14 protein-coding genes are annotated in these 14,555 nt (G+C 38.7%); 7 read left to right on the forward strand and 7 right to left on the reverse strand.

The window, feature by feature from the left end:
- Positions 1 to 30: 30 nt before the first annotated feature.
- On the reverse strand, positions 31 to 1,362 hold the full coding sequence (gene mcrB, locus MCBB_RS09795) for a coenzyme-B sulfoethylthiotransferase subunit beta (RefSeq protein ID WP_071907589.1): 1,332 nt from the start codon (positions 1,360 to 1,362) through the stop codon (positions 31 to 33).
- Positions 1,363 to 1,687: 325 nt separating this feature from the next.
- Between mcrB and mmp10 the strand changes: the two genes are divergently transcribed.
- Both mmp10 and MCBB_RS09805 read left to right on the forward strand, forming a co-directional pair.
- On the forward strand, positions 1,688 to 2,950 hold the full coding sequence (gene mmp10 / locus MCBB_RS09800; protein ID WP_071907590.1) for a methyl coenzyme M reductase-arginine methyltransferase Mmp10: 1,263 nt from the start codon (positions 1,688 to 1,690) through the stop codon (positions 2,948 to 2,950).
- A gap of 228 nt (positions 2,951 to 3,178) precedes the next feature.
- A complete protein-coding gene (locus MCBB_RS09805; protein ID WP_071907591.1) occupies positions 3,179 to 4,501 on the forward strand; it encodes a methyl-coenzyme M reductase glutamine C-methyltransferase in 1,323 nt (440 codons plus the stop codon).
- 271 nt (positions 4,502 to 4,772) lie between these two features.
- On the opposite strand, the gene MCBB_RS09810 is transcribed toward MCBB_RS09805, so the two are convergent.
- From MCBB_RS09810 to MCBB_RS09835, 6 genes are all read right to left on the reverse strand, one after another.
- Positions 4,773 to 5,585, reverse strand: coding sequence for an Mrp/NBP35 family ATP-binding protein (locus tag MCBB_RS09810; protein WP_071907592.1), 813 nt, complete (start codon positions 5,583 to 5,585; stop codon positions 4,773 to 4,775).
- A gap of 133 nt (positions 5,586 to 5,718) precedes the next feature.
- Positions 5,719 to 6,102, reverse strand: coding sequence for a NifB/NifX family molybdenum-iron cluster-binding protein (locus MCBB_RS09815; protein WP_071907593.1), 384 nt, complete (start codon positions 6,100 to 6,102; stop codon positions 5,719 to 5,721).
- A 43-nt stretch (positions 6,103 to 6,145) separates the two neighbouring features.
- Positions 6,146 to 6,727 carry a DUF134 domain-containing protein gene (locus MCBB_RS09820; RefSeq protein WP_071907594.1) on the reverse strand — a complete coding sequence of 194 codons (582 nt, stop codon included), beginning with the start codon at positions 6,725 to 6,727 and terminating at the stop codon, positions 6,146 to 6,148.
- Between the two features lie 296 nt (positions 6,728 to 7,023).
- A complete protein-coding gene (locus MCBB_RS09825) occupies positions 7,024 to 8,100 on the reverse strand; it encodes a metallophosphoesterase (RefSeq protein WP_071907595.1) in 1,077 nt (358 codons plus the stop codon).
- Positions 8,101 to 8,244: 144 nt separating this feature from the next.
- Entirely contained in the window at positions 8,245 to 9,156 is a 912-nt protein-coding gene (locus MCBB_RS09830; protein ID WP_071907596.1) for a methanogenesis marker 7 protein, read from the reverse strand.
- Complete coding sequence (locus MCBB_RS09835) at positions 9,141 to 9,692, reverse strand: hypothetical protein (RefSeq protein ID WP_071907597.1); 552 nt, start codon at positions 9,690 to 9,692, stop codon at positions 9,141 to 9,143. The genes MCBB_RS09830 and MCBB_RS09835 overlap by 16 nt, the downstream gene beginning before the upstream one ends.
- A 442-nt stretch (positions 9,693 to 10,134) precedes the next feature.
- Here MCBB_RS09835 and MCBB_RS09840 point away from each other — a divergent pair, with 442 nt between their 5' ends.
- The 5 genes from MCBB_RS09840 to MCBB_RS09860 all read left to right on the forward strand — a co-directional run bounded on the left by MCBB_RS09840 (position 10,135) and on the right by MCBB_RS09860 (position 14,521).
- Positions 10,135 to 10,344, forward strand: a complete 210-nt coding sequence (locus MCBB_RS09840) for a TRAM domain-containing protein (RefSeq protein WP_071907598.1) — start codon at positions 10,135 to 10,137, stop codon at positions 10,342 to 10,344.
- Positions 10,345 to 10,410: 66 nt separating this feature from the next.
- A complete protein-coding gene (gene comB, locus MCBB_RS09845) occupies positions 10,411 to 11,079 on the forward strand; it encodes a 2-phosphosulfolactate phosphatase (protein ID WP_071907599.1) in 669 nt (222 codons plus the stop codon).
- Positions 11,080 to 11,307: 228 nt separating this feature from the next.
- Entirely contained in the window at positions 11,308 to 12,513 is a 1,206-nt protein-coding gene (locus MCBB_RS09850) for a TraB/GumN family protein (protein ID WP_071907600.1), read from the forward strand.
- A gap of 64 nt (positions 12,514 to 12,577) precedes the next feature.
- Entirely contained in the window at positions 12,578 to 12,790 is a 213-nt protein-coding gene (locus MCBB_RS09855; protein ID WP_071907601.1) for a DUF1922 domain-containing protein, read from the forward strand.
- 141 nt (positions 12,791 to 12,931) lie between these two features.
- The gene (locus tag MCBB_RS09860; RefSeq protein WP_071907602.1) at positions 12,932 to 14,521 is read left to right on the forward strand and encodes a GTPBP1 family GTP-binding protein; all 1,590 of its coding nucleotides are present in this window, start codon (positions 12,932 to 12,934) and stop codon (positions 14,519 to 14,521) included.
- Positions 14,522 to 14,555: the final 34 nt, after the last annotated feature.

A 14,555-nucleotide genomic window follows, 5' to 3' on the forward strand; every position in this document is an offset into this window, starting at 1 on the left:
ACTGTCTTACCCCCAAGTTTGGATTTCAATTTAGACTTTGTCCTTTATGTCGACTGCTGCCTCCACGACATATTTAAGTGGTTCACGGAATGCATCAACTTGGCTGAATACATCTTTTATTAATCCGGAGGTTGCTTCTGGGGAGAACATCTGTGTACCTGCGTCTAATGACATTGCAGCTGCAACGCATGGTATAGCAAATCCTTTACTGTGCCTTGTAACAACGTGGTTACCGTTGAAGATACCTGGACCTCCACCACCGTATATGGAGTGGCTGAAGAAGGAGAATCCTACAGCTGTACCTTCTACTCTACCGAAGTCTACGCCTGGTAATCCAGTCTCAAATTCGATTATATCGTTGTAGTATAGAAGTGCTGAAGCAACACTCTGACAAGCCCTTGCAGCACCGGTACTGACCATTGTAGCAGCCATCATACCAGCAGCAGCATATGCGTTCCATTTTGCTACGTCGTCTGTGCCGTATAATTTGAATCCGTTGAGGTCTTTGTCTACTTTGATTACACCGTCAGCTTCTGCCCTTTCAACAACGTCTGCTACGACTGAACCAACTGTACCTTCTTTACCGTTTGCTTTTACGAGATCGAAGACCAAGTTGTCAGCGTTGAATCCCTGGTATGCAATTCCTAAGAGGTGCATTCTTTCAAATGCTCCTACTGCATCACCCATCTCAAACATTGCGGCCTGTTCTAATATACTGGATAGAGCAGAGGACTGCATGGTGTTTTTGAGGGTTGTTGCAACAACGTGGTTAACCATGATGTTCCTTAGTGCGTAACCTGCACCTTCAAGTTTCTGAGGCACGTCGAGCATGGTTGCTAAGTTTCCACCCATGAAATCAACTGTCTGTGGGTATCTACCTAGTATTGCTGCTTTAACCATGTTTGCGTCGTACATGTTCACATCACAAACATCGATTATGGCCTGCATGAATGCAGATGCTGTTACTAATGGAGCTGCTGAGTATTCAGCTGCTGCTTCAAACCTTGCGGTTGGTATCTGTACAAGTGCTCTTTTTCCGCCTGCGAGTAACTCAACATTTGTGTTGTCGCCTGCTTCAACTTGTATCATTTCTTTTGCTTTTTCTGCTATGGCTTCTGCATTTCCTACTATATCGAGATCTAGTTCCCTACCTAGGATTTTACATGCCTTTCCACCAACAGTTGCATTTCTTAAAGCGTTTTCTGTACCTTCTAAGTTTACAGCTACAGTCCTTTTAACTCCCTGAACAATTGCTTTAATTGCAGGGTTCCTTAATGGACTGAGGGCTTCGAGTGGTACTTGTTCTTCAACAAGATTGCCTCTGTCGTCGTACAAGTCGATCTTATCTTCAAACTTTGCCATTTTTTCCCTCCTGAGAATTCTTGTACACCATTGACGTGTACCAATTCTAAGACCAGAAGCGGCCTTTTAAATATGGAAATTCACACTGGAGAAATCAGAGTGTGAGTTCACAACAGTGATTTCAATCCATTGCAGATTCCCATGGTACAACTTTGATATACGAGACTCCATTTATTGCTTTATCTATTATTAAACTTTCTTCTTGATTAATATAGAAAGATTTATAAGTAAGTGTGGCCCAAAATTTTATTAGTGTTTTTAATATTCATTTTTGTTACTCTAAAATCCAAAATTACTTATTTTACATATTGAAAAGGTGAAGGACATGCAGATTATAGCAGATGTAGGCGGAATACCTGGTAAAGACTGCAGAGGGTTCTGTAAATACTGTTACTTCAGAAAAGTAAAAGGAAATGACCCTTTTGGATGTAGGTACTGCTCACCAGGAAGGGTTGGGTGTGAAAGCTGCACAACTGGAGTCAGAGAAACAAAAAACGAATTTATACCCCCATTTATGGTTTTAGGCTCAGTTCAAAATTCCATTATGATGGGAAACTACCATGATAATGACCTGAAGGTAAATATAAGTGGAGGAGGAGATGTAAGCTGTTACCCTCAGTTGTTAGAACTTGCAGCAGGATTGAATCAATGGAAACTCCCAATACACTTGGGTTACACCAGTGGGAAAGGTATAGATGATTCAAAAGTTGCAGAGGATTTAATTTCCCTCGGTGTTAATGAGGTTACCTTTACTGTTTTCTCAACGGATCCTAAACTTCGGAAGGAGTGGGTGCTGGACCAGAAACCTGAAGAGTCCATGAAAGCCCTGGAGATATTCTGCCAGAACAGTGAGGTTCATGCAGCATCTGTCATAGTTCCAGGTGTTAACGACGGTGAAAAACTCTTTGAAACCTGCAGCAAACTGGAAGAATGGGGTGCAAAGGCATTCATACTTATGAGGTTTGCAAATTACCGTAATCAGGGACTCATACTTGGAAATGAACCCATAATTGAAGGTGTGGAATCCCACAGTTTAGATGAGTTTGATGAGCTCGTTAAAACCGTTAACAAGGAGTTCAACCTCAGAGTTACAGGCACTCCAGTATGTGACCCTGAAAATGACACACCATTTGCAATTTCAAAGGATAAAAACAGGGAATATCTTGATATATTATCTGAAGTCACATCTGAAGCCACCATTCTCACAAGTAAGGTTTCAGCACCTTTCATTGAAAAGATAATTAAGAACATCGGAGCTGAAGACCTTGTGAACGTTGTTGCAGCAGACCAGGACATAGGCTGTCTCATAACCCACGAAGATCTTGAGAAGATCGACCTGGGTGATCTTACTGAAACTGTACTGCTCCCCGGAAGGGCATACGTTCATAATAAAAGGGCCCAGGAGATATTGAGCCGTGATGGTGTGGACAGAATCGTTACAAGGGGTCCTGAAAAATTATCAGTTGACGGAGAGATGAGTGGAACCCTTACACGTGAAGAAGTCCTTAAAAAAGAGCTTATAGCATTTGAAGATTTGATTGAAGCTATAAACTTCTTTGGAGTTAGAAAAAAACCTATTAAAAGGTAAAAATTAATTAAAAGAAATTAATTAAATTAAATATTATAATATATATAATACCAGATCATTTAAGATCCAACTTTTTTTATTTTATATAGTATTTTATATTTTCTAATTATATTATTTTATAATCATATTTCGTATTCGCAATTCTATTAAATAATTAAATAATCTAAAAAAATTAAAAAGAAAGAAAAATCAAGGTATGATAAGTTTACCAGTTGAAGGTAGTCCAATATGAATAAAAAAGAACTGAACATAACTGTACTGACACCTGAATTCTACAATTACGGTGCACTGTTAATTGCAGGAATTTTAAAGGAAGCGGGGTATAATGTAAACCTTCAAAAAGGTTTCAACCAGCCCATACATACAGACATCACTTTTTTAAGCCTTCACTCCACGATACACCTTCTGAAATATAAAGAAGCCATATCATGTATAGATGCTCTGAAGATCGTTGGAGGTCCTGTGAGCAGAGTTCCAGAGCTTGTTTTTCAGAATCTGGATGTTGATGTGGTTATGGTTGGAGAAGCTGAAGTAAGTGTTCTCAAACTTATGGCTGCACTGGAAAATGGTTTTAGAGTTGAGGATCTGCATGATGTGAATGGTCTGGCATTTAAAGATGGTGGAACCCTTCAAAAAAACCCAGCTGCCGAAAGAGTTTCAATGGTAAGACCATTACCACTCATACCTCATGATATTTCTTCAGAAAATATACGAGGGGCCAACATTTACATTGAAACCCACAGAGGCTGTCCTGGAAGCTGCACCTTCTGTCAGGTGCCCTGCTTCTTTGGAAGGGAAGTGAGAAGCAGAGCCCATGAGGATGTTATAAGAGAGGTTAAGGCCTTCTTAAAGGCAGGTGCAAGGAGAATCGCAGTGAGTGGTGGTACAGGAACACTCTACGGCAGCAACAAATTCCGAAACCTTGATGAAAATGCATTCACAAACCTTTTAAGGGATATAAGCACTTTGACAGGTCCCCAAAACCTCACAATTCCAGATATAAGGGTGGATCTCATAAGTCCAGATATCTTGCAGGCGTTGCGTAGCTACACCAATGGATGGGTTTACTTTGGAATAGAATCTGGAAGTCCCAGGATCCTCAGGAGCATGAAGAAGGGAATAAAAGTTGATGATGTAAACGAAGCTGTTGAAATGGCCCGTAACTATGGACTTAAAATTGCAGGTTCCTTCATAGTGGGATACCCCGGTGAGGAAGAGGAAGATTTCCAGGCAACAGTTGATCTCGCAGATGAATTGATGCTGGATGATTACTTCGTGAGCATAGCTGAACCTATACCTGGAACCGTACTTGCAGAGGAGGTAAAGAAACTTCCAGATGAAAAGAATGCTCTTTTTCAGGAGGCTGAGGAGTACAAAAGGCAGGGTTTGAGTCTTGCAGAGGAAAGGGCCCTTAAACTCATGATGGATTCCTTCGTTTTCAGGAGCATGCCTGTGCCCATGACCGAGAATTTATTTAAAACCCTTTTAGATGAAGTTAAATCACAGGGCAGACATATAAAAACAGTTACACATTTAATTAAAGGATTATAAAGATTATAAAAATTAAAATAAGTGAATAACTAATTAGATCTCAATTTTATAAGTTTTAATTAAAGTAATCTGAATTCATTGTTATATTTTTATTTATTTTTTTTAAAATATTGTAAAAATTTAGATATAAGACATAAAAAGAACTTTGGATGTTTTTTTAAGGGATTTTACTTCGTTTCAAATTTAAATAATCAATATTTAAAAAAAAAAGAAGTTTAAAAAAAGAAGAAACCACTGAAAGATTCAAAAATTTGATTTTTTTTTGAAATCTTTACTTATCAAGGACTTCAACTATTTTTTCAACTATTTTTGAGAAATTTTCAAGGAATTCAGGATTTTTGAGTCCTCCTTCATCTTCATTCTGATAGAGAGGTAAGGCTCCAAGAAGGGGTATATTCAGATCTTCTGCCAGTTGTTTTCCTCCATTCTTTCCAAATATTGGGATTTCTTCACCGCAGTGGGGGCATTTGAAGGTTGACATGTTCTCCACAACACCCAAAACAGGGATATTGAGTGCCTGAACCATCTTGATGGAACGTTCAACATCATCCAGTGCCACAGGATGGGGCGTTGTGACCACGACAACACCATCCAGGGCTGGGATGGACTGCAGAACAGTTAAAGGTTCATCACCTGTTCCTGGAGGACAGTCTATCACTAAAACGTCCAGATCACCCCAGAGAACATCAGACAGGAACTGTCTGATTGCACCGGTCTTTTTGGGACCTCTCCATATGAGGGGTTCGTTGGAGGGTAGAAGTATCTCAGTTGACATGACCTTGATACCGTCATCAGTTTCAAGGGGTTTTATACCTTCTTGAGTGCATTGAAGTTGGGATATTTCCATTCCAAACATTTGAGGTATGTTTGGGCCGTGAAGGTCAGAATCCAGTACCCCTGTTTTAAAACCGCTCCCTGCAAAGGCAGATGCTAGGTTTGCAGATACTGTAGATTTCCCCACACCCCCTTTACCACTCATAACTGCAACCTTATGTTTGATGCGGCTCATGTTCTTGGTGATCTTGATTTCCTGTTCCATAACCTGTAATTTCTGTTTTTCTTCTTCACTGAGATTTTTTACCATGTTACATCCTTCTCATTCACGTTCTCATTCATTTATTAATTAAAATCCATGGTTCCTTTATTTAATACTTGCTTTTTAATAGTTGCTTTCTTATTATTAAACCATAAATATGAATTCTAATAATCTAAATTATCTAATGGTGACCTTCTGTGCATGGTTCAAGTGATCCTGGCTTCAGATCTTCATTCTTCCACTGATGAAAAGCCTGACTAACCGTTCCATTGGCTCCAGAAAATACCTGAACGCCACCGTTACCGAGGATTTCAACAGCCTTACCCCCTAAATTTCCACAGATCACAACATCTCCATCGTTGATGAGTACAACCTCCGCAGCAGTTGCATGACCTCCAGCATGTCTTCCTTGAGTTTCAAAAACTTTTAAATCCATTATAATATCATCTTCAACTTTTAGAAGTGTTAAATAAGGTGTTTTACCAAAATGAGGGCAAATTGGAGAATTTAAACCCATTTCATCCTCTGTTGGAAAAAGTATATTTTTAATTTGATCATCTCCCATAGATTCTTGAGTTGTTACGAATTTTTTTCATGTTTTTTATGTTTCAATCAGCCCCACACATGGAGCCTCCACATTTAGGGCATTTATCTTCCCTGCATGGTATTCCCGGAGTTTTTTCAGTTTCATATCCACATTTGGTGCATTTACAAACACTTGGTGGTCCTGCCCTTCTTCCTGGACCTCCGAAGGATCTTCTCATTCCCATTCCAGGCTGTCCCAGATTCTGAACTTCACTTCTCAGGGACACTATTTCCTCAGAACCACAGTCAGGACATGAATCATACTCTTTGGTTGGACTGTGCCATTCAAAACCGCATTTACTGCATCTGTACCTTTTTTCATCATTCATACAGATTCCTCCTTTGATGTTTATTATTTTACCCTCCACCAGGGCCTTTGCTATTTTTTCCCGCGCGGAAGTAAGGGTTCTGTGGAAGGTTGGCTGTGATATCCCCATGAGTTCAGCTGCTTTCTTCTGCTGGATTTTCTGGTAATCCTTCAATCTTACAGACTCAAATTCATCCAGTGTGATCAAAACTGGCTCCTTATCAGTACCTTTTTCTGGTTTGAAGCATCGAAACTGGGGTTCACCAAACACTCTTCTCGATCGTCTTGGCCTAGGCATGTTATGAATATATATTCATAATTCTATTTAAAGGTTTTCCAATGGATCATAAAAAATGAAGTTCCACCTAAAAAATCCAAATTTTGAGTAATTTTAAGTGATTAAATGATTTTAATTAATTTTAATAATTTTTAATGGACTTAATGGCTTTAATAGATTTATACTAAGCTCAAATAATTTTATAATGAAAAAATAGCAATTTAAAGAATTTAAGATATAAAAATAATAAAAAAGTTAAATCAACATTTGAAGAATGAAAATGACTATCATCTTATCCACATAAAACCGATACAAACTCACTTGACTGGTTTTAAATGAATGGAAGTGATTTCACAGCGGGATCCAAGCCTCATTGGAGGTCCCCATGTTCCTGTTCCCTGAGAAACATAGATTTTTGTGTCTTTGTACTTGTAAAAACCTCTCAGATACGGGAACATCAATTTAACAATAAGATTGAGGGGAATCATCTGCCCTGCGTGGGTGTGACCTGAAAGTTGAAGGTTTATTCCTGCAGCATTTGCTGCTTCAACCTCCTGTGGAAGGTGATAGAGGAGCACTGAAGGTTTTTCAGGGTTTATGTTCATCTTCGAGAGGGCATTTTCAAGATTCTTTCTCCCGTAGGAGTACTCCACGCCGATGATCTGAAGTCCACCATGTTCAACCAGTTCGTTTCTAAGAATTCTGATATTGATGTCATCCAGTACCCTTAAAACTTCATCCATTCCCTCATAAAAATCATGGTTTCCAGTGACAAAAAATACTGGTGCTTTTAAAGCGTTTATTGATTTAAAAGTATGTTTATGAAGTCTTGCACTTCCATCAACCATATCTCCAGTTATGAAAACCATTTCAGGATCCAATTTATTGGTTTCATTGACTATACGTTCCATGTAACCTGAATTTCTTATTGAACCGATGTGGATGTCACTGAGCTGAACAACATTCAAATCCTTTTTAAGATTATTTAAATGCACTTCAACCTCTTTTATCTTTAAATCAGAACTTTTTAATATGGAGTAAAAACTTACAGCAACTGTTAGAACTCCTATCAAAATTCCAGCTGTTTCATGAGGTATTTTAATGAAGAGCGAGGTTAATCCATAGATTACAAGAAATGATAGGAGATAAAATGAGATTCCCATCCATGCAGATGCTGCGGTGTAGAAAACACGTGTTAAATCGTTTGAAATAGTTCTTTCAATGAGTGCAGCTGCAGGATACGAAACTGCTGCAACAACCATCAAAACGTAGAAGGCTGTGTTATGGGATAATCCCAGTAAAAAGGCCATTGAATAGAAAATACCGTAATTCAAAGCTAAAAAACCTAAAAAGAATAATGATATGAATGCCATGTACTGGAGGATGGTTCTCACTTTTTCAAACCTCTAATGCTGATGAATTAATACTATTTATAAATATGGTGATATTAGGATGCTGGTGATACTTAAAATAAAAAAGTTTGATTTAGTGGCTTCATTTCCAGTTTGTAGAGGTTTTAATATGTTTTAAGTGATCCATTAAATTATGGATGTTTCTGGAAGGAGTTTCACCATTGTGTAATCGTACATGAATGATTTCTTTATCTCTGAGATATCTCCAAGTCTGTAGTCACTCACAACAACATCTGCAATCTCCTCATGATACTTAGCATAATCCAATTTGACCCTTACACCATCAAGCTGACTCACAACGGGTACTGGAGAGTATACCTCTTTTATTGCAGGTACCTGGTTTTCTATCTCGGTTTTGACCAGTATGGAGGGTACTATTGGTGGGTCGTCTGCCATTTCCATTCGTTTATTGTCCAGAAGTCCTTCAACAACTTCAACGAGTTTTCTAAGGGCCCTTATATTTTCTCCCCTTTTAAGTCTTCGAGGAATCCTTCCAAGCCCACCCACGTAGGCATCTGCACCTGGCAGTTCAGACACGTCCAGGTCTGGAGCTCCAGTTACAACTATGGGTACGTCTATGTCCTCAAATAGATGGGTTTTGTTGGTTATGCACTCTCTGAAGCTTCCAAGGGCAAAGACTGCAAGGTCATGTTCTGCTATGAGGTTCTTCTCATCCTCAGATATCCTTGATATTTCCTTTCCAGCTCCCCTGGCCAGGCCTATCATGTTGTCCTTAGCACCGTAACGGCGCAAGTACTCAGAGATGTCACATGCAGAGTGGGGAAGGTGCTGCCTTGCAAGGGTTGGTGAAACTATGGCTATTTCTGTTCCGGCCATTGGAGCTATTTTAACCTTTCCAAGAAGTTCCTTTGCCTTAGCTTCGACCATCTTCACATCTTCAATTGGAACTGCCAGTGTTAGAACAAGATCCATCTGGCTCGTGGTTTCTTGAAGAATAAAACCACCTAAATCTTCTATAAGCTCGTTCATTTCTTCGTGCTTGTGAATTCCACCAGTGTAAGTTAAAGTTTCATACATAATCTTTTCTCCAAGATGTTGTATCGTAATTGAGCCCTTTCCACAGGGTTTATTGGTGCAGATTTATGGGAGGGTATTTCAACAGCCCTATCTCCCATGGTACTTACCTCATCAACCAGTTCATCCACCATATAATCTGGATAAACAAGGTAATCCTCATGATCGGATACTATTGAAAATCCCATATCTTCAACAACTTCCCTTAAGAAGTTTGAGTGTACCTTAACTTTTATTTTTCTATTTAGTTCTTCATTCTTCACTGCATGATCAGCTGAAGCATCTTCCTTAAATTCAAGTTCAGAAATATCGCCAATCAATGGCTCCGTCCCGAATATGTTTGAAACTCTTTTTATACTGTCCATTATCTGTGAGAATGTGTTGAGTTTGATCTTCACAGATTCCATCTTAGTATCTGTTTCTGAAAGAACAACTGCAATATCTGCATCTGCAGAATCTGGATGCTTCGTAACTTCGAAGTCCTGAACTCCTGCAAGTCTCAGTATCTCCTGGCACATAGGTGTTGTAACAACCTTCATTAAACAAAACCCCATTCAACTGAATAACCTATTTTAAAGTAAATGATCCGTCCATTTTTTTAATTAATCCAATTAAAGGATGTGTTTTATCTGTTTTATTTAAATCATTATTTCAGCTAATCCTTAAAGACATCCAAATTTTATTCCATGCCAATCAAAATTCATGATTTTGATTGGATTATGAAGTTTTCCTACATAGCTTACTATGAAACTGAAATATATATTTAATTAATGGATGGTTCATGGAATGATTTTAGGGAATTCATTTTATATAGAATCTGTTTATGTTGGTTTTATCAGAGTTTGGAATAAATTAAAGGTAGTTTCTGTGAAAAAAAGGAGGATAATATATTATCTCCTTTTACAAAATATTTATATAATTAATGGAACAAAAAAATAGTTAATCAAGACCATTTGAAGTTGGTTTGAGGATGTGAATGAATTGTTTAGAGCAGATGAAAGTCCAAGTACAGCCCCAATTAAGGAAGGGGAAGAATACGAAGTAAAAATTGAAGATGTGGGTAAGGAAGGCGACGGAATAACCCGTGTTGAAGGTTTCGTTGTTTTTGTACCAGACACAAAGGTCGGGGATGAAGTCAAAGTCAGAATAACTTCTGTAAGAAGACGTTTTGCTTTTGCTGAGAAAGTCTAATAGAGAAGTCCAGTAGGTCGTAGATTATTAAACTTTTTTTAAATATTTTCTATTTTTGGTGTTCAAATGAAGGTTTCTTTAAATTTAGAGAATTCACATTCTAACGATGTTACCATAGTTGTTGATGCCCTGCGCGCCAGCACAACAATCATCACTGCCCTTGAAAATTTTCAGACCATAATACCTGTTAAAAACATAGAAGATGCAACAAAACTTGCATCAGAGAACTTTGCAGTTCTTGCAGGTGAAAGGAGAGGTGCACCAGTGAAGGGTTTTGATACTGGAAATTCTCCAGTTGAGATACAAAATTTCAGTGGTGAAGTTCTCGTTCTTACAACAACCAATGGAACACGAATACTGGAAGGATTGAAGTCAAAGGTATTGGTAGGTTCCTTTGTAAATGCAAAGGCAGTTGCAGAAAAGGCCCTTGATATTGCAGAAAATCATATTGAAGTTATCATGGCTGGTGTGAATGGAAGATTTGCAATTGAAGATTTTCTGGGTGCTGGAGAGATCATATCCCACTTGCAGGATCAGGAACTGGATGAACTGGCACTTGCATCTGTAATGGCATCACAGGACAAAATTGCCGTGAATGAAGCCGTTAAAAACTCAAAATCTGCCCAGGGACTTTATGAACTTGGATTGGGTGAAGATGTTGATTTCTGTCTGAAGCGCAACCTGTATGACACAGTTCCAGTCTACAAAAACAGGAAAATAAGGAGAAATTTGTAAATCATACACCATTTCCTTACAGATCACTCCAATATCACTCAAACTAATTAAAACATCAATGAAAATAATATATAGTGGATCGATTTATTGATGTTAATGAATGAAACGTTCATTAATATCTCATTCTAATGAAGATTAAAATCCAATGAAAATTAAGAATAAATCTTAAATCTTCAAGTAGAATTAATATTAACCATCAAGGAACTTAAAAGTTAAAGTGAGAAACAAATGGCACCAGAAAACCTTAAAATAATAGGTACAGCACATGTATCCGAAAAAAGCGTTGAAGAAGTCAGAGAAACCATAATAAACGAAAAACCAGATGTGGTAGCCATAGAACTCTGTGCAAATCGCTACTACAGCATGCTGGCCGAGAAAAATGGTGAAGAAAAAAAGGATCCTTCCATAAAGGAACTTATAAAAGGAAATAATTTAACTTTATTTTTTGTAAGCAGTTTTTTATCTTACTTCCAGAGAAAAATTGGGGATGATCTTGGGGTTAAACCTGGCTCAGAGATGTTGGCAGCTATAGAAGCTGCAGAAGAAACTGGTGCAAAGATAGCCCTCATAGACAGGGACATTCAGGTAACCCTAAAAAGGGCCATGAACCAGATGAGCATCTGGGAAAAGATGAAATTCTTCTATGGCTTTATAGCATCATTCTTCGCTAAAGACGATGAAATAGAAGATGTTGAGAGCATAAAAGAAGGAGACATGCTCGAAGAAGTTATGGAATACTTCAGGGAAGTGTCACCTAAAGCCTACCATGTTCTGGTCACAGAGCGGAATGGTTACATGGCCAGAAGGCTTCTGGATATTGATGCAGAAAACGTTGTTGCAGTGGTTGGAGCCGGACACAAGGAGGGTATAACGGAATGCATGAATCACCCCGAAAAGATTCCGCCTCTCCAGGAGTTGATGACCCTCAGTGAGTCAAAAATTTCATTGGGAAAAATTTTCTTATACTCAATACCTGCATTATTTATTCTAATATTCGTAGGGGCATTCTTAAGTGGTATAAACCTTAAAACTAGCCTTTTACAGTACGTACTCCTTACAGGAGGACTTGCATTTCTCGGATCACTTCTAGCAGGATCTAAAATATATTCTGCGGTAACAGCATTTCTTGTTGCACCCATAACCGCCATACACCCTCTCCTTGCAGCAGGATGGTTTGCAGGAATAGTTGAAGCCAAGTTTCGACATGTTTCAATGGAGGATATGCACAACATCACCAAATGTGAGAGTTTCCGGGAGCTTCTTCATAACAACCTATTCAGAGTGCTCCTGGTTGTGGTTGGAGCCAACATCGGATGCTCCATAGGAACGTTCATATCCATACCTGAAATTATATATCCACTCTTCATGAAGATCATCCACCCATTTCTCTACGTGATTGGGGGATTCTGGCATTTGTTATGGCAAATATTTTAGTATGATGGCAATATTATAATAGATAAAAAAATTACTTAAGCTACTTAGAAAAAAAGTGATCCTAATGTATCTTGTATTCAGATGCGATTGTGGGCGTGCAATGTATGCCAAGGAAGGCACAGCACGTAAAAAATGTGTCTGCGGTAAAAACCTCAAGGTTAAAGAACGCAGAATACTTGTTAAAACAGAAACTGCTGAAGAGGCCTCTGAAATGGTGAGAAAATTTCAGGAAGAGAAGTACGGAGGCGCAGTCTTCACAACAGCAGACAAAATCTGAAAAAAAACCTTAAAATATAAAGAACTTAAAAAATATTATTAAATAATTATTAAATTAAAAAAATTAATATACACCTCGATCATCAAGGTGGAATCGTTCCTAAATTCAATAAATCAAAAAAAAATCAAATCTGAGTTTCCCATGACCGATAATATCTACGATATTACAAAAAAGGGTGAGAGACGGAATATAGAATTTAAAGAAATCCTTAACAGAGGATATCATCTCAAAAAAGAAAGAAGACAGCAGCTTGCAAGCCAGATGAAGTATCGGATGGAGCTTGGAGATGGTGAAGCAGTTTATTTTATAGGGGTCCATGATGATGGTCATTTAATCGGACTCTCCAGTGAAGATTTTGAAGAAACTCTTTTTGTACTGAAATCACTGGCAGAGGAAGTTAACGCTGAAGTTTTGGACGTTGAAAAACATCCTGCAGAACATGGAACCGTTGGAAAGGTCTTAATCGGCAGATCACACGATCCAAAAAATGAACATCTGCTGGTGGGAGTTGCAGGACACGTGGATCATGGGAAAAGCACCCTTGTGGGTACTTTAACCACAGGAACACTTGACACTGGCTCTGGAGGAACCAGAATCTTCCTCGATGTTCAGAAGCATGAGATAGAAAGGGGGCTTTCTGCAGATCTATCATTTGCAGTTTACGGATTCTGCAATGAAAAAGTGGTACACCTTAAAAATCCCCTGAACAACAGGGAAAAGTCCAGAATCGTTGAAAAATGTGAAAAGGTTGTTTCCTTTGTGGACACAGTTGGACACGAACCCTGGCTTCGAACCACCATAAGAGGAATCGTTGGACAAAAGCTAAACTACGGCCTTCTCGTTGTGGATGCATCCCAGGGACCCACACACATCACCAAGGAACACCTTGGAATCATACTGGCAATGGAAATGCCTGTGATCGTTGCAGTGACCAAGATAGACACTGCAACCAATGATAGAGTTCTTGAAGTGAAGGATGAAGTTTTCAAGCTTCTGAAGCTGGTTGGAAGAATTCCTTACATGGTGAAATCACTCAAAGATGCAGATTTCGTTGCAGAAAATATGAATCAACACATCGTACCTGTTTTAAAGGTTTCAGCAGTTACAGGTGAGGGTCTAAAACTTTTGGACGAACTCTTTTTAAGATTGAAGATACCTTCAAAGGAGGAAGACCTGAAAAAACCCTTCATGATGTACGTGGACAGAATATATTCAGTTACAGGTGTGGGAACCGTTGTAAGTGGTACGGTTCGGCAGGGAAAAGTTCGAAAGGGAGATAAAGTTCTTGTTGGACCAGATGCAACTGGTGAGTTCATGGAGGTTGGTGTGAAATCCATTGAAATGCACCACTACAGGAAGGACAGTGGCAAAGCAGGTGAAGTGGTGGGTATTTCAATAACCCGGGCAAAAATGGAGGATCTGAGGAGGGGAATGGTTGTCTGTAATGATAACTATCCTGCAAGGGCTGTTAGAGAATTTGAAGCTGAAGTTGCAATACTCGTCCATCCAACAACCATAAAAGATGGCTACGAATGCATAACCCACATAGAAACCATTGCAGAAACTGTTATTTTTAAACCACTTGATAAGGAGTACCTTTCAGCAGGGGACAACAGCAGGATAAGGATGAAATTTAAGTACAGGCCTTGCTGTATACATGAAGGTCAGAAACTCATATTCCGTGAGGGTAGAAGCAAGGGATTTGGAACAGTGACGAAAATAATCAAATAAAATGAATACTTAAAATGAATACTTAAAATCATGT

The organism is Methanobacterium congolense (assembly GCF_900095295.1).
Taxonomy (GTDB): Archaea; Methanobacteriota; Methanobacteria; order Methanobacteriales; family Methanobacteriaceae; genus Methanobacterium_C; species Methanobacterium_C congolense.

What these genes read in the sequence shown, in the direction of transcription:
- MCBB_RS09810 (WP_071907592.1), bottom strand. Translation starts at nt 5,585, where the DNA reads ATGGTAAAAAATCTCAGTGAAGAAGAAAAACAGAAATTACAGGTTATG.
- comB (WP_071907599.1), top strand. Translation starts at nt 10,411, where the DNA reads ATGAAGGTTTCTTTAAATTTAGAGAATTCACATTCTAACGATGTTACC.
- MCBB_RS09830 (WP_071907596.1), bottom strand. Translation starts at nt 9,156, where the DNA reads ATGTATGAAACTTTAACTTACACTGGTGGAATTCACAAGCACGAAGAA.
- mcrB (WP_071907589.1), bottom strand. Translation starts at nt 1,362, where the DNA reads ATGGCAAAGTTTGAAGATAAGATCGACTTGTACGACGACAGAGGCAAT.
- MCBB_RS09805 (WP_071907591.1), top strand. Translation starts at nt 3,179, where the DNA reads ATGAATAAAAAAGAACTGAACATAACTGTACTGACACCTGAATTCTAC.
- MCBB_RS09850 (WP_071907600.1), top strand. Translation starts at nt 11,308, where the DNA reads ATGGCACCAGAAAACCTTAAAATAATAGGTACAGCACATGTATCCGAA.
- MCBB_RS09820 (WP_071907594.1), bottom strand. Translation starts at nt 6,727, where the DNA reads ATGCCTAGGCCAAGACGATCGAGAAGAGTGTTTGGTGAACCCCAGTTT.
- MCBB_RS09835 (WP_071907597.1), bottom strand. Translation starts at nt 9,692, where the DNA reads ATGAAGGTTGTTACAACACCTATGTGCCAGGAGATACTGAGACTTGCA.
- MCBB_RS09855 (WP_071907601.1), top strand. Translation starts at nt 12,578, where the DNA reads ATGTATCTTGTATTCAGATGCGATTGTGGGCGTGCAATGTATGCCAAG.
- MCBB_RS09815 (WP_071907593.1), bottom strand. Translation starts at nt 6,102, where the DNA reads ATGGGAGATGATCAAATTAAAAATATACTTTTTCCAACAGAGGATGAA.
- MCBB_RS09860 (WP_071907602.1), top strand. Translation starts at nt 12,932, where the DNA reads ATGACCGATAATATCTACGATATTACAAAAAAGGGTGAGAGACGGAAT.
- mmp10 (WP_071907590.1), top strand. Translation starts at nt 1,688, where the DNA reads ATGCAGATTATAGCAGATGTAGGCGGAATACCTGGTAAAGACTGCAGA.